This window comes from Streptomyces sp. NPDC047072 (assembly GCF_040643855.1).
In the GTDB taxonomy this organism is placed as follows: domain Bacteria; phylum Actinomycetota; class Actinomycetes; order Streptomycetales; family Streptomycetaceae; genus Streptomyces.
The window spans coordinates 73,943-97,899 of the sequence record NZ_JBEYVC010000008.1; the positions used below are offsets into that span (position 1 = coordinate 73,943).

Consider the following 23,957-nt stretch of genomic DNA (forward strand, 5'->3'; position numbering starts at 1 on the left):
GCGATCGTGGCTCAGCGTCAGCCGACGCGCTTTCCAAGTACGAGAATTCGGGTGCGCATGGCACTGACCCTCCCCCCGGCACGCACTCACTGTCAAGTGGGTGGGACGGGAGTCTCATTATGTGAGCGGAGGGTCGTCCCGCCTCCGAGCACCGCGGTCATACCTCCGGTGTACACCCCCGCGCCGCCGCCCGCGAACGCGGGCTCGGCCGGTCCGTGCGGCACCGGATAGCACCCCGAGGCGAGCGCCCGGCGCAGCCGGTACTCGTCGAGCGGGCCGGAGAACGCCATGCCCTGTCCGTGCGTACAGCCCATCGCACGCAACGCGACCACCTGCTCCGGCAGATCCACGCCGTCGGCGACGGACTGGAGCCCGAGGTCGCCGGCGATCCGCAGCAGCCCACTGGTGATCTTGTACAGCCGGGCGGACTCGACGACGCCCTCGACCAGACCGCGGTCGAGCTTCAGCACGTCGACGGGGAGTCTGCGCAGCGCGGTGATCGCCGCGTAGCCGCTGCCGAAGCCGTCCAGGGCGATCCGGACCCCGACGCGCCGGATCGCGGTCAGCCGGCGCTCCAGCTCGTCCAGGGAGACCCGGGGATCGGTGTCGGACAGCTCGATCATCAGCGCGCCGGAGGGCAGCCCGTGGCGGGTCAGCAGCGCCTCGACGGAGCCGAGCGGCAGCGAGCGGTCCAGCAGCCGCTGGGCGCTCATCCGCACCGCCACGGGCACGGTGAGCCCATTGGCGGCCCGCTCGGCGGCCTGTTCGACGGCCTCCTCCAGGATCCAGCGCCCCAGCTCCTGCGTCTTGTCGCTGTCCTCGGCCACCCGCAGGAACTCGGCGGGGGTGAAGAGCACCCCTTGCGAGGACCGCCAGCGCGCCTGCGCGGTGACCGACGTGATCCGGCCGTCCTCCAGGCTGACGACGGGCTGGTGCAGCAGCGCGAACTCGCCGTCGTGCAGCGCGGCCCGCAGACGCGTGGCCAGCTCCGCCTTGCGTACGACGTCCTGCTGCATCTGTGGGGCGTACAGCTCGACGCGGCCCTTGCCGCCCGCCTTGGCGCGGTACATGGCCAGGTCGGCGTTGCGCAGGATCTCACCGGCCCCGAGCCCCGGCTCGGCGAAGGCGACGCCGATGGAGGCGGCGACCCGGACATCGTTGCCGCCGATGAGGTAGGGCTGGGAGAGGGTGAGCCTGAGGCGGTCGGCGAGCTCCAGGATGTGGCCTTCGCGGGCGGTGCGGTCGCGGGTGCCGTCCCCGACGATCAGGGCGGCGAACTCGTCCCCGCCCAGCCGGGAGGCGGTGTCGCCGTGCCGGACCGCGTCCTGGAGTCTGCGGGCGGCCTGGACGAGCAGTTCGTCCCCGGCCTGGTGCCCGATCGTGTCGTTGACGGCCTTGAAGCCGTCCAGGTCGATGAAGAGGACGGCGGTGCCGCGGTCGGAGGTGCGGCGGCCGGACAGCGCGTGCTGGACGCGCTGGGTGAACAGGGCGCGGTTGGGCAGGTCGGTCAGCGGGTCGTGCTCGGCGTTGTGCTGGAGCTGCGCCTGCAGGCGCACTCGCTCGGTCACGTCCCGGCTGTTGAAGATGAGGCCGCCGTGGTGGCGGTTGACGGTGGACTCGACGTTGAGCCAGCCGCCGTCGCCGGACCGGAAGCGGCACTCGATGCGGGTGGTGGGTTCTTCGAGGGGGCTGGCGGCGAGGAAGCGGCGCACCTCGTGCACCACGCAGCCCAGGTCCTCCGGGTGGATGAGTCCGGCCAGTTCGGTGCCTACGAGGTCCTCGGCGGGGCGGCCGTAGACCCCGGCGGCGGCCGGGGAGACGTACCGGAGGATGCCGTTGGGCGCGGCGATCATGATGACGTCGCTGGAGCCCTGCACCAGGGAGCGGAAGTGGTTCTCCTTCTGCGCCAGTTCCTGGGTGAGGGTGATGTTGTCGAGCAGCATGATGCCCTGGCGCACCACGAGGGCGAGGACGACGGTGCCGCCGGTGAGCAGCACCACGCGGGAGACGTTGTGGCCGTTGAGGACGTTGTAGAGGATCCCCAGCGTGCAGACGGCGGCCGCCAGATAGGGCGTGAGGGCGGCCAGTGATCCGGTGATCGGCCGGGTGGCCGGATACCGGCTCTGGTCGCCGCCCTGCGCGGACGGGTGGCGGTGGATCCCGGGGTGCTGCCGGGGCAGGTGCTCGTGCACCACGCGCGTGTGCCCGGCCGGGCGCTGCCGGTCGCCCTCCGGATGCCGGGGTGCGGCCCAGGGGGCGTACGCGAGGAGCAGGGAGCCGGCGAACCAGCCCGCGTCCAGCAACTGGCCCGAGCGGTAGCCGTTCTGCACCAGCGGCGATGTGAACAGGGCGTCGCACATCACGGTCAGGGCGAGGGCGCCGATCGCGGTGTTGACCGCGGAACGGTTGACCGCCGAGCGCCGGAAGTGCAGCGCGAGCACCATGCTGACCAGCGCGATGTCCAGCAGCGGGTACGCCAGGGAGAGCGCGGTGCCGGTCACGCTGGGTCCGTCGGTCTTCGCCGCGTGGGCGAGCGCGAGACTCCAGGACAGGGTGACCAGCGAACCGCCGATGAGCCAGGCGTCCAGGCCCAGGCAGACCCAACCCGCCCTCGTCACCGGTCGCTTGGCGAGCACGAGCAGGCCCACGATGGCGGGCGGCGCGAAGCACAGGAAGAACGGGTCGGCCCAACTCGGGGTGGGCACCTGCTCGTTCAGGACGACCTCGTACCACCCCCAGATGAGATTGCCGAGGGCCGCCATCGCCGAGGAGAGCGCGAAGAGCAGCCAGGCGGGTCGAAAGCGGACACGGCGGGAGCGGGCGTAGAGGAAGCAGGAGACCGCGGCGATGCCCGCCGCGGCGCTCAGCCCGAAGTCACCCATGATCTGGGCGGCTTTCTCCGAGCCCCAGCCGAGCGCGGAACCGACGGCGTATCCCGCGCAGACCAGGGCGAGCAGGAGCTGGTGGACCAGGCTCGGTCCGCTGCCGGAGAGAGGCGGGCGGGAGGGCAGTGCCCCCCGCGCGGACCGGGCCCGCAGTGCCCCGTCGACGGTGGTCAGGGGAGGCGGGGGCGAGGTCACCGGGCCCTCCCGGTCCGCGCCGCGCCGGGGTCCCGGGACTCCGGGTGGACCGGGTGCGCATGCCTCCTGCGGCTGCTGTGCCTGCGGTGGTGAGGACTGTGGTGGTGTGGATGGTGATGGCCGCCGTGACCGGCATGGCGGCCTCGTCTGCGCGCGCTGGTGTGCCAGGGTCGCCGCCGGCGGCCCCGCCGCGTCGGATCGTTCGTCCATAGGCCGTGCATCGCCCGTCGCCCCCCTCACAGTCTGCAATGTCATCCCCGGCGCCGAACGGTGCGCGGCGCAGCCCCTGTCGGGACGATACACCAGTCTCGTCACTCAGGGACATAGTTCCTCTACGCTCAGTGACGACCAGGACGGATGCGGGCACGGACCGCGTCCGAGAGGTTGCGGAGGGTGCCCGAAACGGATTACGCGCCCGTCGTAAGGATCACGTTCCGCAACGGCTCCCGGTTCACGAAACGGTTCAGTTGGTCCACCAACAGGCGCTCGGCGCGCGGCCGGAAGGCGGAGGTGGGTCCTCCGACGTGCGGGCTGATGAGGACACCCGGCGCCTGCCACAGGGGGTGGCCCGCGGGCAGCGGTTCGGGGTCGGTGACGTCGAGGGCCGCGGTGAGGCGTCCGGTCTCCAGCTCCGCGAGCAGGGCCTTGGTGTCGACGACGGGACCGCGGGCCACGTTCACCAGCAGGGCGCCGTCCTTCATACGGGCCAGGAAGTCGGCGTCGGCCAGATGCCGGGTGGCGTCGGTGAGAGGAGTGGACAGGACGACGACGTCCGCGTCGGGGAGCAGGGCGGGCAGGTCGGTGAGCGGATGCACCGGGCCGCGCTCCGTGGTGCGCGCGGAGCGCGCGACGCGCACCACCCGCGCGACCTCGAAGGGCACGAGCCGGTCCTCGATGGCGGCGCCGATGGAGCCGTAGCCCACGACGAGCACGTTCTTGTCGGCGAGCGCGGGCCGGAACCCGCCGCGCCACTCCCCCTTGTCCTGGGCCCGCACGAAGTCGGGGATGCCGCGCAGCGAGGCGAGGATCAGGGCGAGCGTGAGCTCGGCGGTGCTGGCCTCGTGCACACCGCGCGCGTTGCACAGCCGTACGCCGTCGGGCAGGTCCTTCAGCCCCGGCAGCACGTTGTCGACGCCGGCCGACAGCGTCTGCACGACCTGTACGGAACTCAGGTGCGGCATCGGCCGCAGGACGACGTCCAGGGGCTTCATGTAGGGGACGACGTAGTAGGCGCACTCGGCGGGATCCGCCGGGAAGTCCTCGGCACCGTCCCAGAAGCGGTAGTTCGGGCCCGCGGGCAGTCCCTCGATGTCCTCGGGCGGGATGGGCAGCCAAACGTCAGCAGTCATGGTCAGGAGGCTATGTCAGGCGGTTGAGGGCGCAGAGGTTAGGTTGGGGGCCGGAAGAGGGAGGGTCACGGGCAGGTGGAGGCCAGGACTATCGGCGCGGCGGCGCTCGCGGTGGGAGCCGTCGGACTCGGATGCATGCCGATGAGCTGGGCGTACAACGGGTCGCGGCAGCGCGGCGACGAGTCGGTCAGGGCCGTGCACCGGGCGCTCGACCTGGGCTCGACGCTGCTGGACACCGCCGACATGTACGGCCCGTTCACCAACGAGCTGCTGGTGGGGCGAGTGTTGAAGGAGCGGCGCGGGGACGCGTTCGTCTCGACCAAGGTCGGCCTGCTGGTGGGCGAGCAGCACATCGTGGCCAACGGCCGCCCCGGCTATGTGAGAAGGGCCTGTGACGCGTCCCTGCGCCGGTTGCAGACCGATGTGATCGACCTCTACCAGCTGCACCGCGAGGATCCCGAGGTCCCGGTCGAGGAGACCTGGGGCGCAATGGCGGAACTCGTCCAGGCCGGAAAGGTACGGGCGTTGGGGCTGTGCGCGATGGGGGCGCGGGGCGGCCGCCGCTCGGGGACCCGGCTGTACGACGCGACGATCCGCCAACTGCGGCGGGTCCAGCAGGTCTTCCCGGTGAGCGCGGTGGAGGCCGAGCTGTCGGTGTGGTCGCCGGAGGCGCTGGAGACGCTGCTGCCGTGGTGCGCGGCGCGCGGGATCGGCTTCCTGGCGGCGATGCCGCTGGGCAACGGCTTCCTGACCGGCACACTCACTCCCGGCGAGGGGTTCGAACCGGACGACGTGCGCGCCCGCCATCCCCGCTTCACCGCCGAGATGATGGCCGCGAACCAGCCGATCGTGGCCGGCCTGCGCCGCGTCGCCGCACGGCACGGGGAGGACGTGACCGCGGCCCAGGTGGCACTGGCCTGGGTGCTCGCCCAGGGCCCGCACATAGTCCCGGTCCCGGGCACCAAGCAGGAGCGCTGGGTCACGGAGAACGCGGCGGCGGCCGGGTTGCGGCTGACGGCGGAGGACCGGGCGGAGGTGGCGGGGCTGCCGGCGGCGCGGGGGTCTTGGGACTGAGGTCGGGGGTCGCGGGGCTGAGGCCGGGGGTCGTGGAGCTGAAACCGGCGGTCGCAGGACTGACGCCGGGCGGTCGTTGAGCTGAAACCGGCAGTCGCAGGACCGACGCCGACGGCCGTGCGACCAAGCCTGCGGTCTTGGGCCTGGAACCGGCCGAGACGGGCTGGGACCGGCCGAGAGGGGCGCCTTCGCGCATCCCCCGCCTGAGATCGGGAACCTGTGAGGCACGAGCGGTGTATGACAGGTAGAACCCGCCGCTTCGAAGGGACCATGATCGTGCAACGTCGAGCTGTGTCGGCCGTGTTGGCCACCGCCGCCCTCGTGCTGACGGCCGGCTGCTCATCGGATTCCTCGGGCTCCTCGGGCGACGGCGGAGGAGCCACCGAGAGCACCGCGTCCGCAGGCGGTACCGCCCCCTCCTCCCCCACCCAGCAGGCCGCCGACGAGCCCCCGCCCGCGAAGGGCTCGGTGAAGGTGCTGCGCACGGTCGCCGAGGACCTGAAGACCCCCTGGGGCCTGGCCCCCCTGCCCGACGGCGACCTGCTGGTCTCCTCCCGGGACGACGGCACCATCACCCGGGTCGACGAGAAGTCGGGCAAGAAGACGGAGCTGGGCGAGGTCTCCGGCGTCTCGGCGGCCGGCGAGGGCGGCCTGCTGGGCATCGCCCTGTCCCCGGACTACGCCTCGGACCACATGGTCTACGCGTACTTCACCTCGGCCTCGGACAACCGCATCGTCCGGATGATCTACGACGAGCAGAAGCCCTCCGGCGACCAGCTCGGCGCCCCCGACACCCTCTTCAAGGGCATCCCCAAGGGCTACATCCACAACGGCGGCCGGATCGCCTTCGGCCCCGACGGCATGCTCTACGCGGGCACGGGCGAGAGCGGCAACACCGGCCTGTCCCAGGACACCAAGTCCCTCGGCGGCAAGATCCTGCGCCTGACCCCGGAGGGCGAGCCGGCCCCGGGCAACCCCTTCCCCGGCTCCCCCGTCTACTCCTACGGCCACCGCAATGTGCAGGGCCTGGCCTGGGACTCCAAACAGCGCCTGTTCGCCTCGGAGTTCGGCCAGGACACCTGGGACGAACTGAACGCGATCAAGCCGGGCGGCAACTACGGCTGGCCGGACGCCGAGGGCAAGTCCGACGACAAGAAGTTCCAGAACCCGATCGCCCAGTGGCACACCGACGACGCCTCCCCCAGCGGCATCGCCTACGCCGAGGGCTCGATCTGGATGGCGGGGCTCAAGGGCCAGCGCCTGTGGCGCATCCCGTTGAAGGGCACCGAGGCGTCCGCCGACCCCCAGGCCTTCCTGAAGGGCGAGTACGGCCGGCTGCGCACGGTGGTATCGGCGGGCGGCGACAAGCTGTGGCTGGTCACCAGCAACACGGACGGGCGCGGCAGCCCGAAGGACGGCGACGACAGGATCCTGGAGATACAGGTCAGCTAGCGGCGGCTTCTCCCGCGCCCTGGGCGTCCTCGTCCGACTCCGGCTCCGACTCCGGTTTGGGCAGCCGTACGACCACCTTCCCGGAGGCGAGGTCTATCGGTCCGCGCCCCGGGTCGCCGTCGCCGACGTCCACCCGGGTCAGCTCCAGTCGCCTGCGCTCGTCGTTGGTGTGTTTGCGACCAGGTGCGAACAGTTCCTCGAACATGTTGAACACAAAGCCTCCCCAGGGCCGGTCGTCTCCACCGTACGCCTCACCCCGCGCCGGGCGCCTGGAGAGCCTCCGCGGGGAAGAGGCCGAGGCGGTGGGCGACCGCCGCCGCCTCACCCCGGCCGGAGACGCCGAGCTTGGCGAGGATGTTCGAGACATGGACGCTGGCCGTCTTCGGGGAGATGAAGAGTTCCTCGGCTATCCGGCGGTTGCTGTGGCCGCGGGCGACCAGGCGCAGGACGTCGCGTTCGCGGCCGGTGAGGCCGAGGGTGCGGACCGGGTCGTCGGGTTCGTCGGCGGCGGAGGCCGGGGCCGCGGTCAGGGTGAGGCGGGCGCGCTGGGCGAGCAGGGCGACCGCGTCGGCCAGGGGCCGGGCGCCGAGGTGGTCGGCGGCGGCGTGGGCGAGGCGCAGCAGCTCGGTGGCGCGGTCGCGGTCGGGCTGGTCGGCTCCGGGTGCCGTCAGCAGGGCCTCGGCGAGGCGGTGGCGGACGCGGGCGAGTTCGTAGGGCCGTTCGAGCGGCTCGAAGGCGGTGACGAGCGCGCACCAGTCGTCGGGGGTGCCGGCGTGCTCGGCGCGCAGCAGTTCGGCGCGGACCCAGCCCTCGTAGGCCTGCCAGACGGGGGCGTGGGTGACGAGCGGCTTGGCGGCCTCGCGGATGCGGGCGAGGATCCTGGCGCGGTCCTGGTCGGCGACGGACAGGCCGAGGGCGTCGGCCTCCATGGTGGCGGCGGTGAGCAGCAGGGGCCAGGCGTAGCGCTGGGTGCCGGGCGGGAAGCCGGTGTCGAGGACGCGTTCGAGGGTGGCCCGGGCGTCCAGGAGGCGACCCTCGGCGGCGGTGAGGCCGATGGTGATGTCGGCGAGGGGAAGGTCGCGCTGCGGGGCCTGGTCGTGGGCGCCGAAGTAGCCGAGGGCGGCGGTCAGATGGCTTCTGGCCTCGGCGAGTTCACCGCGGGCCAGGCAGAGCATCGCCCGGTTCACGGCGTGGAAGCCGCGGGGTTTGGCGCTCTGGCCGACGCGTTCGGCCTGGGAGGCGGCTTCGGCGGCCCGGTCCCAGTGGCCGAGGGTGTAGGAGGACTCGGCGAGATTGCCCCAGATCCAGGCCTCCTTGTCGGAGAGGCCGTGCCGGCGGGCGTGGGCGAGACCCTCCTGCATGATCTCCACGGCCTCCCGGGAGCGGCCGATGCCTTCGAGGGCGGAGGGGAGGTTGACGTAGGCGCGGCTGGCGACGCTGGGGATGCCGTCCTCGACGGTCTGCCGCAGGACCTCGTACATCTCGTCGAGTCCGGTCTCGACGCTGCCGGACTCGACCGCGAGGCCGGCGAGGGTGAGGCGCGCGTTCATCTCGATCTCGCGGGCGCCGACCATGCGGGCGTACTCCACGGCGCGTTCGGCGGCCGTGAGGGCCTCGGGGCCGGGGACGTGCACCATCGACCAGTTGGCGACGTTGGCGAGGACCTCGGCGTGCACCTCGGAGGGCGGCAGGCCGCGGACCAGGTCCTCGGCGGCGGCCAGTTCGGCCCAGCCGTCGCCGCGGGCCTGGGCCTGGATCAGATGGGAGCGCTGGACCCAGAACCAGGCGGCGCGCAGCGGGTCGCCGTCCTCCTCCAGCAGGTGCAGCGCCCGCTTGATGATCTTCAGGGCGCGTTCGCGTTCGCCGCCCAGCCGGCCGGCGACGGCGGCCTCGGCCATCAGGTCGAGGTAGCGCAGCGGGGTGGTGGCGGGGTCGCAGCCGCAGGGAGGGTAGACCTCGGTGTAGTCGACGGGGCGCAGGGCGGCGCGGACGTCCTCGGGGACGGTGTCCCACAGCTCCATCGCGCGTTCCAGGAGCCGGAGTTGCTCGGAGTAGGCGTGCCGGCGGCGGGCGGCGACGGAGGCCTCCAGGACGACGGGCAGGGCCTTCGCGGCGTCGTGGGCGTGGTACCAGTAGCTGGCCAGCCGCATGACCCGCTCGGCGGCCGGGACGAGCGCGGGGTCGGCCTCCAGGGCTTCGGCGTAGCGGCGGTTGAGGCGGGAGCGCTCGCCGGGCAGCAGGTCGTCGGCGACGGCCTCGCGGACCAGGGAGTGCCGGAAGCGGTAGCCGTCGCCGTCGGGCGCGGGGGTGAGGATGTTGGCGTTCACGGCGGCCCGCAGCGCCTCGATGAGGTCGTCCTCGGCGAGCTGCGCGACCGCGGCGAGCAGCCGGTATTCCACGGTGGAGCCGCCCTCGGCGACGATCCGGGCGACCCGCTGGGTGGTCTCGGGCAGCGACTCGACGCGGACCAGGAGGAGGTCGCGCAGGGAGTCGGTGAGGCCGGTGCCGCAGCCCTCGGTGGCGCAGACGGCGAGTTCCTCGACGAAGAAGGCGTTGCCGTCGGAGCGTTCGAAGATGTCGTCGACCTGGGCGGGGTCGGGTTCGGTGGCGAGGATGCCGGCGATCTGGCGGCAGACCTCGTCCCGGTTGAAGCGGCCGAGTTCGACGCGGCGGACGGTGCGCAGCCGGTCGAGTTCGGCGAGCAGGGGGCGCAGCGGGTGGCGGCGGTGGATGTCGTCGGCTCGGTAGGTGGCGAGGACGACCAGGCGGCCGGTGCGCAGGGTGCGGAAGAGGAAGGAGAGGAGGTGGCGGGTGGAGGCGTCGGCCCAGTGCAGGTCCTCCAGGGCGACGACGACGGTGCGGTCGGCGGCGACCCGCTCCAGCAGGCGGGCGGTGAGTTCGAAGAGCCGGGCCATGCTCTCCTCGTCGTGCCGGCCGCTGCCGCGGGCGGTGACGGCCTCGCCCAGCTCGGGCAGCAGCCGGGCCAGTTCCTCCTCCTGGCCCGCGGCCGCCGCGGCCAGTTCGGCGGGCAGGGCGCGGCGCAGGGCGCGCAGGGCGGTGGAGAAGGGGGCGAAGGGCAGTCCGTCGGCGCCGATCTCCACGCAGCCGCCGACGGCGACGACCGCGCCCTGCCGGCAGGCGGCGGTGGTGAACTCCTCGACGAGCCGGGTCTTGCCGACGCCCGCCTCCCCGCCGAGCAGCAACGCCTGCGGCTCGCCCGCGGCGGCACGGGCGAGCGCGTCGTTCAGGACGTCCAACTCGTCGGCGCGGCCGACGAACACCGGACTGACGGACCTCATCTCCACAGGCCCGAGCATCGCACGGGGGTACGACAGCGCGGCACCCGTTTTCGCAGCGCCGGGTGCCGCGGTGACGCTCACGCGGTGCGCAGGAACCGCTGCCGCCAAGGGCGGCCGGTATGCGATTCTCCCCCAGTGCCAAAAGCCTGGGAGGTACCCCCATCCGCGGTGCCTTCCGCGGCTTCACGGCGGGCGGCACGGCGGCCGCGCCGGACCTCGCGGGCGAGGCGCTCCTGCTCGGCCTGGCGGAGCAGCTCGGCGTTACGGATCTGGGAGAGCTCGTAGTCGAAATGCATGGTGTGTCCCCTCGGAGCGTCGGTTTCGGCTTCGCTTCTTGCGATGCCTCAACCTTCGTCTCCCAGGGGGGTGCGCCACATCGGGAGAGTTCCGCATCTTGGCGGCTCACGGGGGCCTTAGACGCGCCTGAGGGGCCTCAGGTACGTCCGTAAGGTGCTTACGGACGGCCTAAGACCCCTCAGGACCTGCGTCGATTCAGCTCGTGGAGACCGTGCCGAGCAGGAGGTCGGTGTACTTGAGGACGGCCAGGAGCAGGCCGATGACACCGAGGACGACACCGCCCCAGGCGACGGACTTGATCCAGGCGGCCTGCGGCCTGCCGGGGGCGCCGAACGCGGGGCGGACCAGCACGACCACGCCGACGATCAGGCCGAGCAGCGCGAAGATGCCGGCCCACAGCGCGGTGGCGTGCCAGGCGTCGTAGTAGCCCTCGTCGAGGAGCTTGGCGACGCTGGAGGAGGTCGCGGTCTGCGCGTGCAGCTGGCCGACCAGCTCCTGGCGCGCGGAGGCGATGGTGCCGACCCAGCTGCCGCTGAGCGAGACGAATCCGAGCACGGCCGCGACGACGGCGGCGGCACCCTGGGCGACACCGGCCGAGCCGGCGGCCTCGTTCCCGTCGCCGGCCTCGACGACGTCGTCGGTCTCGTCGGTTCCCTCGGTGTCCTCGGTGTCCTGGTCCGTGGCCTCGGTCTCCTCGGCCTCGGTCACCTCGTCGGTCTTGGTGACGTCCACCTTTTCGGCGTCGGTCTCGTCAGCTGTCTTCGTTCCCATGTCCGGCACCGTACGGATCCTGTCTGAGAGGCGTCTTAATGATCGTTGCGCGGGGCACGCGCGCGTGCCGCGCGCCATTCGGGGGCGAGGATCGACCACACCTCCAAGTCATGCCGTAGGCCACCATAGGGGTGCGCCTCCCGGCGGACACCATCGCGGGTCATGCCCAGGCACCGGGCCACGTTCAGGCTGGGGGTGTTCCCCGAGGCGGCGACCCATTCGATCCGGTGGATGCCGCGCTCCTCCACCGCCCAGTCGACGAGGATCCGCATCGCGCGGGTGATCAGTCCGCGGCCGGTGGCGGCGGGCTCCAGCCAGCAGCCGACCTCGCAATTGCCGCTCGCCGCGTCGAAGTTGAGGGTGAGCACCCCGCCGACGAGCTTTCCGTCCAGCCAGATGCCGTGGTAGCCGCCGGTGTCGTCGACCCGCATCCGCGCGTACCGCTGGAGCGCCTCCCGGGCGGACGGCACGTCGACGACCTGCGCGCCGAAGGGGATGAACTGTCCGATGAACTCCCGGCCGCGCTCCAGGTTGGCCAGGAACTCCTCCGCGTGCCACGGCTCCAGCGGCCGCAGCTCGGCTCCGTCGTCACCCAGGGATATCGCGTACATCGCCCCGTTGCTCCTTCTCCAGCTCCAGTTCCGCCACGACGTCCGTGAGCCTCTCATGCGCGGCCCGGCACTCCGGCGGCTCGATGCTGATGCGGGGCATCCGGCGGTCCAGCCAGCCCGGCAGCCACCAGTTGGCGCCGCCGAGCAGGTGCATGAGGGCGGGCACCAGCAACGTACGCAGGACGAAGGCGTCGAGCGCCACGGCGGCGGCGAGCGCGATGCCGAACATGGCGATCACGCGGTCGCCGCTGAGGACGAAGGCGAGGAAGACGGAGATCATGATGACCGCGGCGGAGTTGATGACGCGGCTGGTCTCGGCGAGGCCGACGCGGACGGCCCGCCGGTTGTCGCCGGTCTCCAGCCACTCCTCGTACATCCGGCTGACCAGGAAGACCTGGTAGTCCATGGAGAGCCCGAAGAGGACGGAGACCATGATCACGGGCAGGAAGGGCTCGATCGGGCCCGCGCGGCCGAGGCCGAGCATCTCGCTCCCCCAGCCCCACTGGAAGACCGCGACGACGACCCCGAAGGCGGCGGCCACGGCGGCGACGTTCATCGCGGCGGCCTTCAGCGGGATGCCGACGGAGCGGAAGGCGAGCAGGAGCAGCAGACAGCCGAGGCCGATGACGACGCCGACGAACAGGGGCAGCTTGCCGACGATGACGTCCGCGAAGTCGTCGTACGACGCTGTCATCCCGCCGACGTGGATGTCGAGGGAGGTGCCGGTCTCGGCGCGCGGGAGCACCTCGGTGCGCAGCCGGTCGACGAGGTCACTGGTCTGCCGGGACTGCGGGGACGACTCGGGGACGATCGTGAAGTAGGCGATGTCGCCCGAGGTGTTGTAGGTCACCGGGGTCACCGAGGCGATGCCGTCGGTGGTGCGGATGGTGGCGTCGAGGTTGTCGAGCAGGAGCTTGTCCTCGCCGCCGTCGACTCGTGTCACCAGCGTGAGGGGGCCGTTGACGCCGGGGCCGAAGCCGTCGGCGAGGAGGTCGTACGCCTGCCGGGTGGTCGAGGACTTCGGGTCGTTGCCCTGGTCGGAGGTGCCGAGGCGCAGACCCAGGGTGGGCAGGGCGAGGACGGTGATGACGACCAGGGCGAGCGCGCCGAGCAGCTTGGGGTGCCGTTCGACGAAGGCCGACCAGCGGTGGGCGAACCCGGTCGGCAGCTCCGGCTCGGGCCCGTGCTCGGCGAGGCGGCGGCGCTCGCGGCGGCTGAGGGCGCGCATGCCGATGAGGGAGAGCAGGGCGGGCAGCAGGGTCACGGAGGCGGCGACGGTCAGGACGACGGTCAGACAGGCGGCGATCGCGACGCCGTTGAGGAAGCCGAGCCGCAGGATCAGCATCCCGAGGAGGGCGATGCACACCGTGGCACCCGCGAAGACGACCGCGCGCCCGGTCGTGGTGACGGCGTTCTCGATGGACTCGGCGACGCCCAGGCCGCGCTTGAGTCCGCGCCGGTGCCGGGTGACGATGAACAGGGCGTAGTCGATGCCCACGCCGAGGCCGACCAGCATGCCGAGCATGGGGGCGAAGTCGGCGACGGTCATGGCGTGTCCGAGCAGCCCGATCCCGGCGTACGCGGTGCCGACGCCGACCAGCGCGGTGGCGATGGGCAGCAGCGAGGCGGCGAGCGAGCCGAAGGCCAGGAACAGCACGAGCGCGGCGACCAGCACGCCGACCACCTCGGCGAGATGCCCGCCGGAGGACTCGGTCAGGGCGACGGCGCTGCCGCCCAGCTCCACCTGGAGCCCGTCGGCCGCGGCGCCCTTGGCCGCCTTGACCACGGCCTGCGCCTCGGACTTGTCGATGTTCTCGGCGGAGGAGGCGAAGACGACGGTCGCGTACGCGGTGTGCCCGTCGGCGCTGATCTGGCCGGTGCCCGCGGTGTCGTAGGGGCTGACGACGGCGGCCACGCCCGGCAGCTCGGAGATCTCGTCCAGGGTCTGGGTCATCGTCTGTTCGACGTCGGCGTCCCGGACCGAACCCGAGTCGACCTTCCAGACAACGCTGTCGCTGTCCCCGCCGAGGCTCGGGAAGCCCTCTTCGAGCAGCTGGGTGGCGCGGCCGGACTCGGTGCCGGGGACCTCGTAGTCGTTGGAGTACGCCGAGCCGGTCAGGGCGGCGGCCGTGCTCACACCGGCGAGGGCGACGAGCCACAGGAGGACGACGAGGAGCCGTCGTCGGACACACCAGCGCGCGAGGGCTGCCACGTAGCTGCTCCCAGGGGTGAATTGTGGATCTTTGACCGGGAACAGCCCGCAAAGAACGCATGAGCAATGCGTGAACCACTCTTGCAGGCAGAAATGATCGTTTAAGCCGTTCGTGGGCTTAATCACGGGAGTGGGAGGCAGATCACAGGACAGTAACGATGACTCTGTCACATCAGTCGAACTGGTCTCCGAGCGCCATCACCATCACACCCGCGATCAGCAGCCACAGGGCTCTGCGGGTCCGCCCACGGGAGCCCAGGACCGCCGCGAGCGCACAGACCGCGGCGCCGAAGGCGTAGGCGGCCGGGACCAGGGTGGGGGCGGAGCCGCTGAGGCGGAGCGCCGACGCGGCCAGGCCGACGAGGGCGAGCAGGGCGCCGGTGCCGAAGGCCGTCCAGCGGGCCCGCCGGGCGTCCAGCACCTGGTCGTCGTACTCCTCCTGTATGCCGGACTGTATGCCGGACGGCTCGGAATTCGCAGGACCGTTCATGGCGGGCGAGCGTAGCCTGTCCCTCTGTGTTTGAGCGTCCGACAGAGCTCCTCCGTATCTCACACCGCCTCTCAGGATCCAAGGAGCCCGCTCACCGATGCCAGACGACCTCGCCCAGCGGCTGACCCAGGCCCGCTACCCCCGCAGCAACAGCTACGACGCCCGCTGGGTCGTCGAGAACCAGATGGGCCCGAACGCGCTGTGGCTGCTGGAGTGGCTCGCGCCCGCCCTGGGCCTGGACACCCTGCGCCCCTGCGCCCGCGTGCTCGACCTGGGCTGCGGCCGCGCGATGACCTCGGTCTTCCTGGCCAGGGAGTACGACGTCCAGGTCACCGCCGCCGACCTGTGGGTCAAGCCCGACGAGAACGCGAAGCGCATCGCCGAGGCCGGTTTCGCCGACCGGGTGCTGCCCGTGCACACCGAGGCGCACGACCTGCCGTTCGCCGAGGCGAGCTTCGACGCGATCGTCTCCATCGACGCGTACCAGTACTTCGGCACCGACGACCTCTACCTGCCCACGCTGACCCGGCTGCTCAAGCCGGGCGGGCGGATCGGGATCGTCGTACCGGCGCTCAAGGAGGAGATCGAGGGCACCGAGCCGCCGGAGCACCTCAAGCAGTGGTGGCAGCCCGACTTCTGGTGCTTCCACACCGCCGACTGGTGGCGGCGCCACTGGACCCGTGGCGGAACCGTCGAGGTGGAGGCCGCCGACTGGCAGCCGGACGGCTGGCGGGACTGGCTGCTGTGGTGCGATGTGATCGCCGAGGAGAGCCCCGAGGAGTTCCATCGCACGATGGCCCGCGAGGTCGGCGAGATGGTCCGCGCCGACGAGGGCCGGACGCTCGGTTTCGTACGGCTCGTAGGACGCCGTAAGTAGCGCTACGGCCCCGGAGGACATGTCCTCCGGGGCCGTACTCGGCGCTCTGGCTCAGCCCTCGCTGACGCCCAGCTTCTCCAGGATCAGCTCCTTGACGCGGGCCGCGTCGGCCTGACCGCGGGTCGCCTTCATGACCGCGCCGACCAGGGCGCCGGCCGCGGCCACCTTCCCGGAGCGGATCTTGTCGGCGATGCCCGGGTTGCCGGCGATGGCCTCGTCGACGGCGGTGCCGAGGGCACCCTCGTCGGAGACGACCTTCAGGCCGCGCTTGTCGACGACCTCGTCCGGGGTGCCTTCGCCCGCGAGGACGCCTTCGATGACCTGGCGGGCCAGCTTGTCGTTGAGGTCGCCCTTCGAGACCAGCTCGGTCACCCGGGCGACCTGCGCCGGGGTGATGGCCAGTTCGTCGAGCGCCTTGCCGGACTCGTTGGCGCTGCGCGCGAGTTCACCCATCCACCACTTGCGGGCGGAGGCCGCGTCGGCACCGGCGTCGATCGTGGCGACGATCAGGTCCAGGGCGCCGGCGTTGAGGATCGCCTGCATGTCGAGGGCAGTGATGCCCCACTCCGCGACCAGGCGGTTGCGGCGGGCCAGCGGCAACTCGGGCAGCCCGGCCCGGAGTTCCTCGACCCACTCGCGGGACGGGGCCACCGGCACGAGGTCCGGCTCGGGGAAGTACCGGTAGTCCTCGGCCTCCTCCTTCACGCGGCCCGAGGTCGTGGACCCCGTGTCCTCGTGGAAGTGCCGGGTCTCCTGGATGATCGTCCCGCCAGACGACAGGACGGCCGCGTGCCGCTGGATCTCGAAACGGGCCGCGCGCTCCACGGAACGCAGCGAGTTGACGTTCTTGGTCTCACTGCGGGTGCCGAACTTCTCACGGCCGTGCGGGCGCAGCGACAGGTTCACGTCGCAGCGCATCTGGCCCATCTCCATGCGGGCCTCGGAGACGCCGAGCGCCTTGATGACCTCGCGCAGCTCACGGACGTACGCCCGCGCGACCTCGGGAGCGCGCTCGCCCGCGCCCTCGATCGGCTTGGTGACGATCTCGATGAGCGGGATGCCGGCGCGGTTGTAGTCCAGCAGGGAGTGGGACGCGCCGTGGATACGGCCGGTGGCGCCGCCGACGTGCGTCGACTTGCCGGTGTCCTCCTCCATGTGGGCGCGCTCGATCTCCACCCGGAAGGTCTCGCCGTCCTCCAGCTGCACGTCGAGGTAGCCGTTGAAGGCGATCGGCTCGTCGTACTGGGAGGTCTGGAAGTTCTTCGGCATGTCCGGATAGAAGTAGTTCTTCCGGGCGAAGCGGCACCACTCGGCGATCTCGCAGTTCAGCGCGAGACCGATCTTGATGGCCGACTCGATGCCGATCGCGTTGACGACCGGGAGCGCGCCGGGCAGGCCGAGGCAGGTGGGGCAGGTCTGCGTGTTGGCGTCCTGGCCGAGTTCGGTCGAACAGCCGCAGAACATCTTGGTCTTGGTGCCGAGTTCGACATGGACCTCAAGGCCCATGACGGGGTCGTACGACGCGAGTGCGTCCTCGTACGACACCAGGTCGGTCGTGGTGGTCACGGTGTTACTTCCCTCTCAGCCCAACAGGACGTCGTCGTCGCCCAGCCGCTTCAGCTCGCGGTACAGGACGGCGAGGCCGGTGACGACGGCGACGGCGGCCACGGTCGCGTCGATCATGACCAGCGTGTCGCTCTCGGCGCGCGCCTTCTTGAGCCGCTTGGCGACACCGATGGCGCCGAACGCCGTGGTGGCGATGGACAGGTACGTACCGGACTTGGACTTCTTGAAGTCCTTCGCCTTGGTCAGCTTGCTCACAGCGACGGTGCCTCCTCCAGGAGCGGGTGGCCCCACCTTTCCACGAAGGCGGCCTCGACGGCGGCGCCGACCTTGTAGAGGCGGTCGTCCTTCAGGGCCGGGGCGATGATCTGGAGTCCGACCGGGAGGTTGTCCTCCGGGGCGAGACCGCAGGGCAGCGACATGGCCGAGTTGCCCGCGAGGTTGGTCGGAATGGTGCAGAGGTCCGCGAGGTACATCGCCATCGGGTCGTCGGCACGCTCGCCGATCGGGAAGGCGGTGGTCGGGGTCGTCGGGGAGACGATCACGTCGACCTGCTCGAACGCCTTCTCGAAGTCGCGCGTGATGAGCGTACGGACCTTCTGGGCGGAGCCGTAGTACGCGTCGTAGTAGCCGCTCGACAGGGCGTACGTGCCGAGCATGATCCGGCGCTTGACCTCGGGGCCGAAGCCCTCCGCCCGGGTGAGGGAGGTGACCGCCTCGGCTGAGTTGGTGCCGTCGTCGCCGGTACGGAGGCCGTAACGCAGGCCGTCGAAGCGGGCGAGGTTGCTCGAACACTCACTCGGTGCGATGAGGTAGTACGCGGAGAGCGCGAGGTCGAAGGACGGGCAGTCCAGCTCGACGATCTCGGCGCCGAGGTCCTTCAGCAGCGCCACGGACTCGTCGAACCGCTGGATGACGCCGGCCTGGTAGCCCTCGCCGCGGAACTGCTTGACGACACCGACGCGCATGCCCTCGACGCTGCCGTTGCGGGCGGCCTCGACGACCGGCGGGACCGGCGCGTCGATCGACGTCGAGTCCAGCGGGTCGTGTCCGGCGATGACCTCGTGGAGCAGGGCCGCGTCCAGGACCGTACGGGCGCAGGGGCCGCCCTGGTCGAGGGAGCTGGAGAAGGCGACCATGCCGTAGCGGGAGACCGCGCCGTAGGTCGGCTTGACGCCGACCGTGCCGGTGACGGCGGCCGGCTGGCGGATGGAGCCGCCGGTGTCGGTGCCGATGGCGAGGGGCGCCATGTGCGCGGCGAGCGCCGCGGAGGAACCGCCGCCGGAGCCGCCGGGGATCCGGGTGAGGTCCCAGGGGTTGCCGGTCGGGCCATAGGCGCTGTTCTCGGTCGAGGACCCCATGGCGAACTCGTCCATGTTGGTCTTGCCGAGGATGACGACGTCGGCGGCCTTCAGCTTCTTGGTGAGGGTCGCGTCGTACGGCGGGATCCAGCCCTCGAGGATCTTCGAACCGACGGTCGTCGGGATGCCCTCGGTGGTGAAGATGTCCTTCAGCGCGAGCGGGACGCCGGCCAGCGGGCCGAGCTTCTCGCCCCTCTCCCGCTTCTCGTCGACGGCACGGGCCTGCGCGAGGGCGCCCTCGCGGTCGACGTGCAGGAAGGCGTGCACCTTCTCGTCGACGGCCTCGATCCGGGCCAGGTGGGCCTCGGCGACCTGCACGGCCGTGAGCTCACCGGAAGCGATCTTCGCGGCGGTCTCGGCGGCGGTCAGCTTGATGATGGTGACGTGGTCCGTCATGGCGATCAGTCCTCCCCCAGGATCTGCGGCACCTTGAAACGCTGCTGCTCCTGGGCCGGGGCGCCGGAGAGCGCCTGCTCGGGGGTGAGCGAGGGACGGACCTCGTCCGCCCGCATGACGTTCGTCAGCGGGAGCGGGTGCGAGGTCGGCGGTACGTCTTGGTCGGCGACCTCACTGACGCGTGCGACCGCGCCGATGATGTCGTCCAGCTGTCCCGCGAAGTGCTCGAGCTCTTCGGGCTTCAGCTCCAGACGCGCCAGCCGTGCGAGGTGAGCGACCTCCTCGCGCGTGATGCCAGGCATGCAGCGATCCTCTGGGGTGAGTGTGTGTGGTTTGGGGCCAATCCTATGGCGCGGTGGCCTCTGGCTGTTAAACGGATTCGCAAGGGGGTGCCCGAGTCCGTCGTGGAGCGGCCGCGGGTACGTCGTGGCTTGTCGCGCAGTTCCCCGCGCCCCTGTGCGCCCCTACGGGGCGTTCACTCCGCCGCAGGCAGTGCTGCCCTTGGCCGCTGCCAGCCCCGCGACCCCCGCGCCCGCAGCCACGCCGTCGTCTCCTCCGGTGGCATCGCCGCGGCCACCAGCCAGCCCTGTACGGCGTCGCAGCCCATGTCCCGCAGGCGTTCCCAGGTCTCGTCGTCCTCGACGCCCTCGGCCACGACCAGGAGGCCCAGGGAGTGGGCGAGGTCGACCGTGCAGCGGACGATCTCCGCGTCCTCGGTGTCGACGGCCAGCTTGGCCACGAAGGAGCGGTCGATCTTCAGTTCGCTGACGGGGAGGCGGCGCAGGTGGACCAGCGAGGAGTAGCCGGTGCCGAAGTCGTCCAGGGACATCTTCACGCCGTGGCCGGTGAGGGCCGCGAGCGTGTCCGCCGCCCGCGAGGGGTCCTCCAGCAGGACGTGCTCGGTGATCTCCAGTTGGAGCGCTCCCGCGGGAACGCCGTGACGGGCAAGGCGCGCGGCGACCGAGCCGGCGAACCCGGGGGTGTGCACATCGCGCGGCGAGACGTTGACCGCCACCGGCACCTGGAGCCCCTGCGCCCGCCACTGGGCGACCTGCGCGAGTGCCGTGTCCAGCACGTACTCGGTGAGATGCGGCATCAGCCCGGAGGACTCGGCGATCGCGATGAACTCGTCCGGCGGAACCTTCCCGCGCTCGGGGTGCACCCACCGCACCAGCGCCTCAAGACCGGCCACCTGTCCGTCGAAGCGAACCTTGGGCTGGTAGTGCAGCTGCACCTCGTGCGCGTCCAGCGCCCGGCGCAGATCGCCGAGCAGGCCGAGCCGGTCCGGGGTGTTGGAGTCCCGCTTGGACTCGTACACCTCCACGCCCGTACGGTCGCGTTTCGCCTGGTACATCGCCACGTCCGCGCGCCGCAGCAGCCCCTCGGCGTCCAGGGCGTGGTCGGGGAAGACGGCGACCCCGGCGCTGGCCTCCAGGACGAGGGTGAGCCCGTCGAGGTCGAGCGGGGAGCTGAGCGCGGCGACGAGGTTGCGGGCGACCCGGGTCGCGGAGGTCGTGGAGTCGGCGACCGGCAGTAAGACGGCGAACTCGTCACCGCCGAGCCGGGCCGCCTCCGCCCCGCGCGGCAGGGCGACGCGCAGCCGGTCGGCGATCTGGAGGAGGAGCCGGTCGCCGGCGAGGTGGCCCAGGGTGTCGTTGACCGACCGGAAGCGGTCGAGGTCGATGAGCATGAGCGCGGCCCGGGCGCCGATGCGTTCGGCGTCGTCCAGGGCGGTCCAGATGCGCTCCAGGAGCCACTGCCGGTTGGGCAGTCCGGTCAGCGGGTCGCGCAGCTGCTCCTCGGCGCGGGCCCGGGCCATCCACAGGGTGGAGTCGAGGGCGATGAGCGGGATCGCGAAGAGCGGGAGCAGCAGGGGCTTGGCGGTGGCGACCACGCAGACCAGCGGGGCGATCCCGAGCAGCGCGACCGCGACCAGGCCCTGTCTGACCAGGGCGGTACGGGCCATGGTGGGCAGACCCGCGTGCCGCGAGGTGTGCAGGTACCAGCCCAGGACGCGGGTGACCGCGAGATAGGCGGCCGCGACCAGCATGACCTCGGGGCCGGTGTAGAAACTCCAGGTGTCGGGGTTCCAGGGGGTCTCGACGGACGGCGACTTGCCGAACATCCCGAGCACCAGGGCGCCCGCGGCTATGCCGAGGATGTCCACCGCGCCGTGCAGGATGCCCTGCCGCCAGCGGTGGCGCCTGGCTATGCCGACCAGCAGGACGACGGTGAGGCTGACCATTCCGGCGGGCACCCAGCCGTACAGCAGCAGGACGGCGAGAGTGAGGGCGGCGCCGGAGCCGGTGCCGCCCCACCAGCGGGCCCGGCCGAGGGCGACCAGATGGCCGACGATGACACCGGTCAGCACGGCCAGCGCCCAGCCGACCGTGCCGGACGGGAAGAGGGCGTGGCTGCCGGTGAACGCCCGGTAGAAGCCCGCGCCCAGCACGAAGGCGGCCGCTCCGACGACCGTGGCCGGCAGCGCGGGCCAGGACGGCTGCCGGTCGGCTTCGGAGCCCGGCAGTCCGGGGACACGGTCGGCGGTGAGCTGCGCGGCACCGGGACCGGCGGTCGCGGTGTGCGCTGCGGCGGGGCGCCCCGCCGTGCCCTCGTGCTCCGAAGGCCACCCGGTCCACCGGCTCGCCCGCCATGCGCCGACCAGCCGGCGCAGGCGCAGCCGTGAGTCCGGGGCGGCGCTCTCGGTCGGTTCCATTCCCGTCCCTCTCACAGCCGGCGGTGCCCACGCCACGCGGCCCGTTCACCCGACAACAACCCTGGGCACGGCAGGCGCACATCTCAACAGTAGGCCGCAGAAGGCTTCCACGGGCAGCGGTCGTCGACGGTTGCCCGAATGCGCCCCGGCCACCCGTATGCATCTGGTATGCGCCGATCGGGTGGCCTTCAACCGCCGCTCCTCGCTACTCCTCCGTGGGAAGCGCCACATCCGCGGCCGCCTCGGGGCCCTGTTCCAGCAGGACGGTGAAGCCGTCCTCGTTCAGAACGGGCACCTTGAGTTGCATCGCCTTGTCGTACTTGGAACCAGGATTGTCACCCACAACGACGAAAGACGTCTTCTTCGAAACAGAACCGGTCACTTTCGCTCCTCTGGTCTGGAGCGCCTCCTTGGCCCCGTCCCGGGTGAAGCGTTCGAGCGTGCCGGTCACGACGACGGTCAGTCCTTCGAGCGGACGCGGGCCCTCGTCCTCCCCGGAGCCCTCCTCCTCCATCCGGACGCCGGCCGCCTTCCACTTGCGCAGGATCTCCTGGTGCCAGTCCTCCGCGAACCACTCCTTGAGGGAGGTGGCGATGATCGGGCCGACGCCGTCGGTGTTCGCCAGCTCCTCCTCGCTCGCCTGCTCGATACGGTCGATGGAGCGGAAGTTGCGCGCCAGCGCCTCGGCGGCGACCGGGCCGACATGGCGGATCGACAGGCCGGTCAGGACGCGGGCGAGCGGGCGCTCCTTGGCGGCCGCGATGTTCTCCAGCATGGCCGTGGCGTTCTTCTTGGCCTCGCCCTGCTGGTTGGCGAAGACCGTGGCGATCTTCTCCTCGCCGGTCTTCGGGTCCCGCTTGGGCAGACCGGAGTCCTGGTCGAGGACGTACGCCTTGATGGGCAGCAGCCGCTCGATGGTGAGGTCGAACAGGTCGCCCTCGTCGGTCAGCGGCGGGTCCGAGGGCTCCAGCGGCTTGGTGAGCGCGGCCGCGGCGACATACCCGAAGTGCTCGATGTCCAGGGACTTGCGGCCCGCGAGGTAGAACAGGCGCTCACGCAACTGGGCCGGGCAGGTGCGGGCGTTGGGGCAGCGCAGGTCGACGTCCGCCTCCTTCATGGGCCGCAGGGCCGTACCGCACTCGGGGCACTCGCTCGGCATCACGAACTCGCGCTCGCTGCCGTCGCGCAGGTCGACCACCGGGCCGAGGATCTCGGGGATGACGTCACCGGCCTTGCGCAGCACCACGGTGTCCCCGATGAGCACGCCCTTGGCCTTGACGACGTCCTGGTTGTGCAGGGTCGCGAACTCCACCTCGGAGCCGGCCACCGTCACCGGCTCGACCTGGGCGTACGGCGTGACCCGGCCCGTACGGCCCACGCCCACGCGGATGTTGACGAGCTTGGTGTTGACCTCCTCCGGCGCGTACTTGTACGCGATGGCCCAGCGAGGGGCGCGGGAGGTGGAGCCGAGCCTTCCCTGGAGCGGGATCTCGTCCAGCTTGACGACCGCGCCGTCGATCTCGTGCTCCACGGAGTGGCGGTTCTCGCCGAAGTACGCGATGAACTCCCGCACACCGTCGAGCCCGTCGACCACCTTGTTGTGCTTGGCGGTGGGCAGGCCCCAGGACTTGAGGAGGTCGTAGCCCTCGGAGAGGCGGGTCATGCCGTCGAAGCCCTCCAGGGCGCCGATGCCGTGCACGACCATGTGGAGGGGGCGGGTGGCGGTGACGCGCGGGTCCTTCTGGCGCAGCGAACCCGCCGCCGCGTTGCGCGGGTTGGCGAAGGGCTTGTCGCCGGCCTCGACCAGACGGGCGTTGAGCTCCTCGAACTTCTCCATCGGGAAGTAGACCTCGCCGCGGATCTCCACGAGGTCGGGGACCTTGTCGCCGGTCAGGCGGTCCGGGATCTCGGCGATCGTACGGACGTTGGGCGTGATGTCCTCGCCGGTGCGGCCGTCGCCGCGGGTGGCCGCGCGGGTCAGCCTGCCGTGCTCGTAGGTGAGGTTGACGGCGAGGCCGTCGACCTTCAGCTCGCACAGCAGGTGGTAGTCGGTGGTGCCGACGTCCTTGGCGACGCGCTCCGCCCAGGCCGCCAGCTCCTCGTCGCTGAAGGCGTTGTCCAGGGAGAGCATGCGGGAGCGGTGCTGGACCGCCGTGAACTCCGTCTCGTACGCCCCCGCGACCTTCTGGGTCGGCGAGTCCGGGGTGCGCAGCTCGGGGTACTCCTCCTCCAGCGCCTCCAGCGTGCGCAGCAGCTTGTCGAAGTCCGCGTCGCTGATGACCGGGGCGTCGTTCACGTAGTACCGGAAGCGGTGCTCCTCGATCTGCTCAGCGAGCTGCGCGTGCTTCTCCCGTGCCTCCGCGGGCACTGTCGTCTCCGCTTGCCTGTCGCCGGCCACCGTGTTGTCCT

The 23,957-nt window shown here is 71.5% G+C and carries 18 protein-coding genes; 3 read left to right on the plus strand and 15 right to left on the minus strand.

All coding sequences use genetic code 11. From position 1 onward, the window contains the following. Window positions 1–92 precede the first annotated feature (92 nt). On the minus strand, window positions 93–3,080 hold the full coding sequence (locus ABZ896_RS05695; protein ID WP_360922440.1) for an EAL domain-containing protein: 2,988 nt from the start codon (window positions 3,078–3,080) through the stop codon (window positions 93–95). Window positions 3,081–3,487: 407 nt separating this feature from the next. After that, window positions 3,488–4,429 carry a 2-hydroxyacid dehydrogenase gene (locus ABZ896_RS05700; RefSeq protein WP_360922443.1) on the minus strand — a complete coding sequence of 314 codons (942 nt, stop codon included), beginning with the start codon at window positions 4,427–4,429 and terminating at the stop codon, window positions 3,488–3,490. A 75-nt stretch (window positions 4,430–4,504) separates the two neighbouring features. Here ABZ896_RS05700 and ABZ896_RS05705 point away from each other — a divergent pair, with 75 nt between their 5' ends. Together ABZ896_RS05705 and ABZ896_RS05710 are read left to right on the plus strand one after the other, a co-directional pair. After that, window positions 4,505–5,503, plus strand: coding sequence for an aldo/keto reductase (locus ABZ896_RS05705; RefSeq protein WP_360922446.1), 999 nt, complete (start codon window positions 4,505–4,507; stop codon window positions 5,501–5,503). Window positions 5,504–5,773: 270 nt separating this feature from the next. Then, window positions 5,774–6,955: a PQQ-dependent sugar dehydrogenase gene (locus tag ABZ896_RS05710; RefSeq protein WP_360922448.1), complete on the plus strand. Its 1,182-nt coding sequence runs from the start codon at window positions 5,774–5,776 to the stop codon at window positions 6,953–6,955. Here the strand turns inward: ABZ896_RS05710 and ABZ896_RS05715 are convergent. The 7 genes from ABZ896_RS05715 to ABZ896_RS05745 all read right to left on the minus strand — a co-directional run bounded on the left by ABZ896_RS05715 (window position 6,948) and on the right by ABZ896_RS05745 (window position 14,635). Next, the gene (locus ABZ896_RS05715; RefSeq protein ID WP_360922451.1) at window positions 6,948–7,160 is read right to left on the minus strand and encodes a DUF6191 domain-containing protein; all 213 of its coding nucleotides are present in this window, start codon (window positions 7,158–7,160) and stop codon (window positions 6,948–6,950) included. The genes ABZ896_RS05710 and ABZ896_RS05715 overlap by 8 nt on opposite strands. 46 nt (window positions 7,161–7,206) lie before the next feature. After that, window positions 7,207–10,272, minus strand: a complete 3,066-nt coding sequence (locus ABZ896_RS05720; protein WP_360922454.1) for an AAA family ATPase — start codon at window positions 10,270–10,272, stop codon at window positions 7,207–7,209. Between the two features lie 59 nt (window positions 10,273–10,331). Then, on the minus strand, window positions 10,332–10,550 hold the full coding sequence (locus tag ABZ896_RS05725; protein ID WP_360922457.1) for a hypothetical protein: 219 nt from the start codon (window positions 10,548–10,550) through the stop codon (window positions 10,332–10,334). Window positions 10,551–10,746: 196 nt separating this feature from the next. Next, window positions 10,747–11,322: a hypothetical protein gene (locus ABZ896_RS05730; RefSeq protein WP_360922460.1), complete on the minus strand. Its 576-nt coding sequence runs from the start codon at window positions 11,320–11,322 to the stop codon at window positions 10,747–10,749. Between the two features lie 35 nt (window positions 11,323–11,357). Further along, window positions 11,358–11,933 (minus strand): GNAT family protein, encoded by a 576-nt coding sequence (locus ABZ896_RS05735; RefSeq protein WP_360922463.1) that lies wholly within the window; start codon window positions 11,931–11,933, stop codon window positions 11,358–11,360. Beyond that, window positions 11,911–14,145, minus strand: a complete 2,235-nt coding sequence (locus ABZ896_RS05740; RefSeq protein WP_360922466.1) for an MMPL family transporter — start codon at window positions 14,143–14,145, stop codon at window positions 11,911–11,913. Before ABZ896_RS05740 ends, ABZ896_RS05735 begins: the two co-directional genes overlap by 23 nt. 172 nt (window positions 14,146–14,317) lie before the next feature. Beyond that, on the minus strand, window positions 14,318–14,635 hold the full coding sequence (locus tag ABZ896_RS05745) for a hypothetical protein (RefSeq protein WP_360922469.1): 318 nt from the start codon (window positions 14,633–14,635) through the stop codon (window positions 14,318–14,320). A gap of 97 nt (window positions 14,636–14,732) precedes the next feature. Here ABZ896_RS05745 and ABZ896_RS05750 point away from each other — a divergent pair, with 97 nt between their 5' ends. Further along, complete coding sequence (locus ABZ896_RS05750; protein ID WP_360922472.1) at window positions 14,733–15,512, plus strand: methyltransferase domain-containing protein; 780 nt, start codon at window positions 14,733–14,735, stop codon at window positions 15,510–15,512. 51 nt (window positions 15,513–15,563) lie between these two features. On the opposite strand, the gene gatB is transcribed toward ABZ896_RS05750, so the two are convergent. The 6 genes from gatB to ligA all read right to left on the minus strand — a co-directional run bounded on the left by gatB (window position 15,564) and on the right by ligA (window position 23,946). Further along, complete coding sequence (gene gatB / locus ABZ896_RS05755) at window positions 15,564–17,078, minus strand: Asp-tRNA(Asn)/Glu-tRNA(Gln) amidotransferase subunit GatB (RefSeq protein ID WP_360922475.1); 1,515 nt, start codon at window positions 17,076–17,078, stop codon at window positions 15,564–15,566. A gap of 15 nt (window positions 17,079–17,093) precedes the next feature. After that, on the minus strand, window positions 17,094–17,333 hold the full coding sequence (locus tag ABZ896_RS05760) for a hypothetical protein (RefSeq protein WP_360922478.1): 240 nt from the start codon (window positions 17,331–17,333) through the stop codon (window positions 17,094–17,096). Next, a complete protein-coding gene (gene gatA, locus ABZ896_RS05765; RefSeq protein ID WP_360922481.1) occupies window positions 17,330–18,832 on the minus strand; it encodes an Asp-tRNA(Asn)/Glu-tRNA(Gln) amidotransferase subunit GatA in 1,503 nt (500 codons plus the stop codon). Before gatA ends, ABZ896_RS05760 begins: the two co-directional genes overlap by 4 nt. 5 nt (window positions 18,833–18,837) lie before the next feature. Continuing rightward, window positions 18,838–19,134, minus strand: a complete 297-nt coding sequence (gene gatC, locus ABZ896_RS05770) for an Asp-tRNA(Asn)/Glu-tRNA(Gln) amidotransferase subunit GatC (protein ID WP_007384860.1) — start codon at window positions 19,132–19,134, stop codon at window positions 18,838–18,840. Between the two features lie 173 nt (window positions 19,135–19,307). After that, the gene (locus ABZ896_RS05775; RefSeq protein ID WP_360922484.1) at window positions 19,308–21,548 is read right to left on the minus strand and encodes a bifunctional diguanylate cyclase/phosphodiesterase; all 2,241 of its coding nucleotides are present in this window, start codon (window positions 21,546–21,548) and stop codon (window positions 19,308–19,310) included. A 205-nt stretch (window positions 21,549–21,753) separates the two neighbouring features. Next, window positions 21,754–23,946 carry an NAD-dependent DNA ligase LigA gene (gene ligA / locus ABZ896_RS05780; protein WP_360922487.1) on the minus strand — a complete coding sequence of 731 codons (2,193 nt, stop codon included), beginning with the start codon at window positions 23,944–23,946 and terminating at the stop codon, window positions 21,754–21,756. Window positions 23,947–23,957 lie beyond the last annotated feature (11 nt).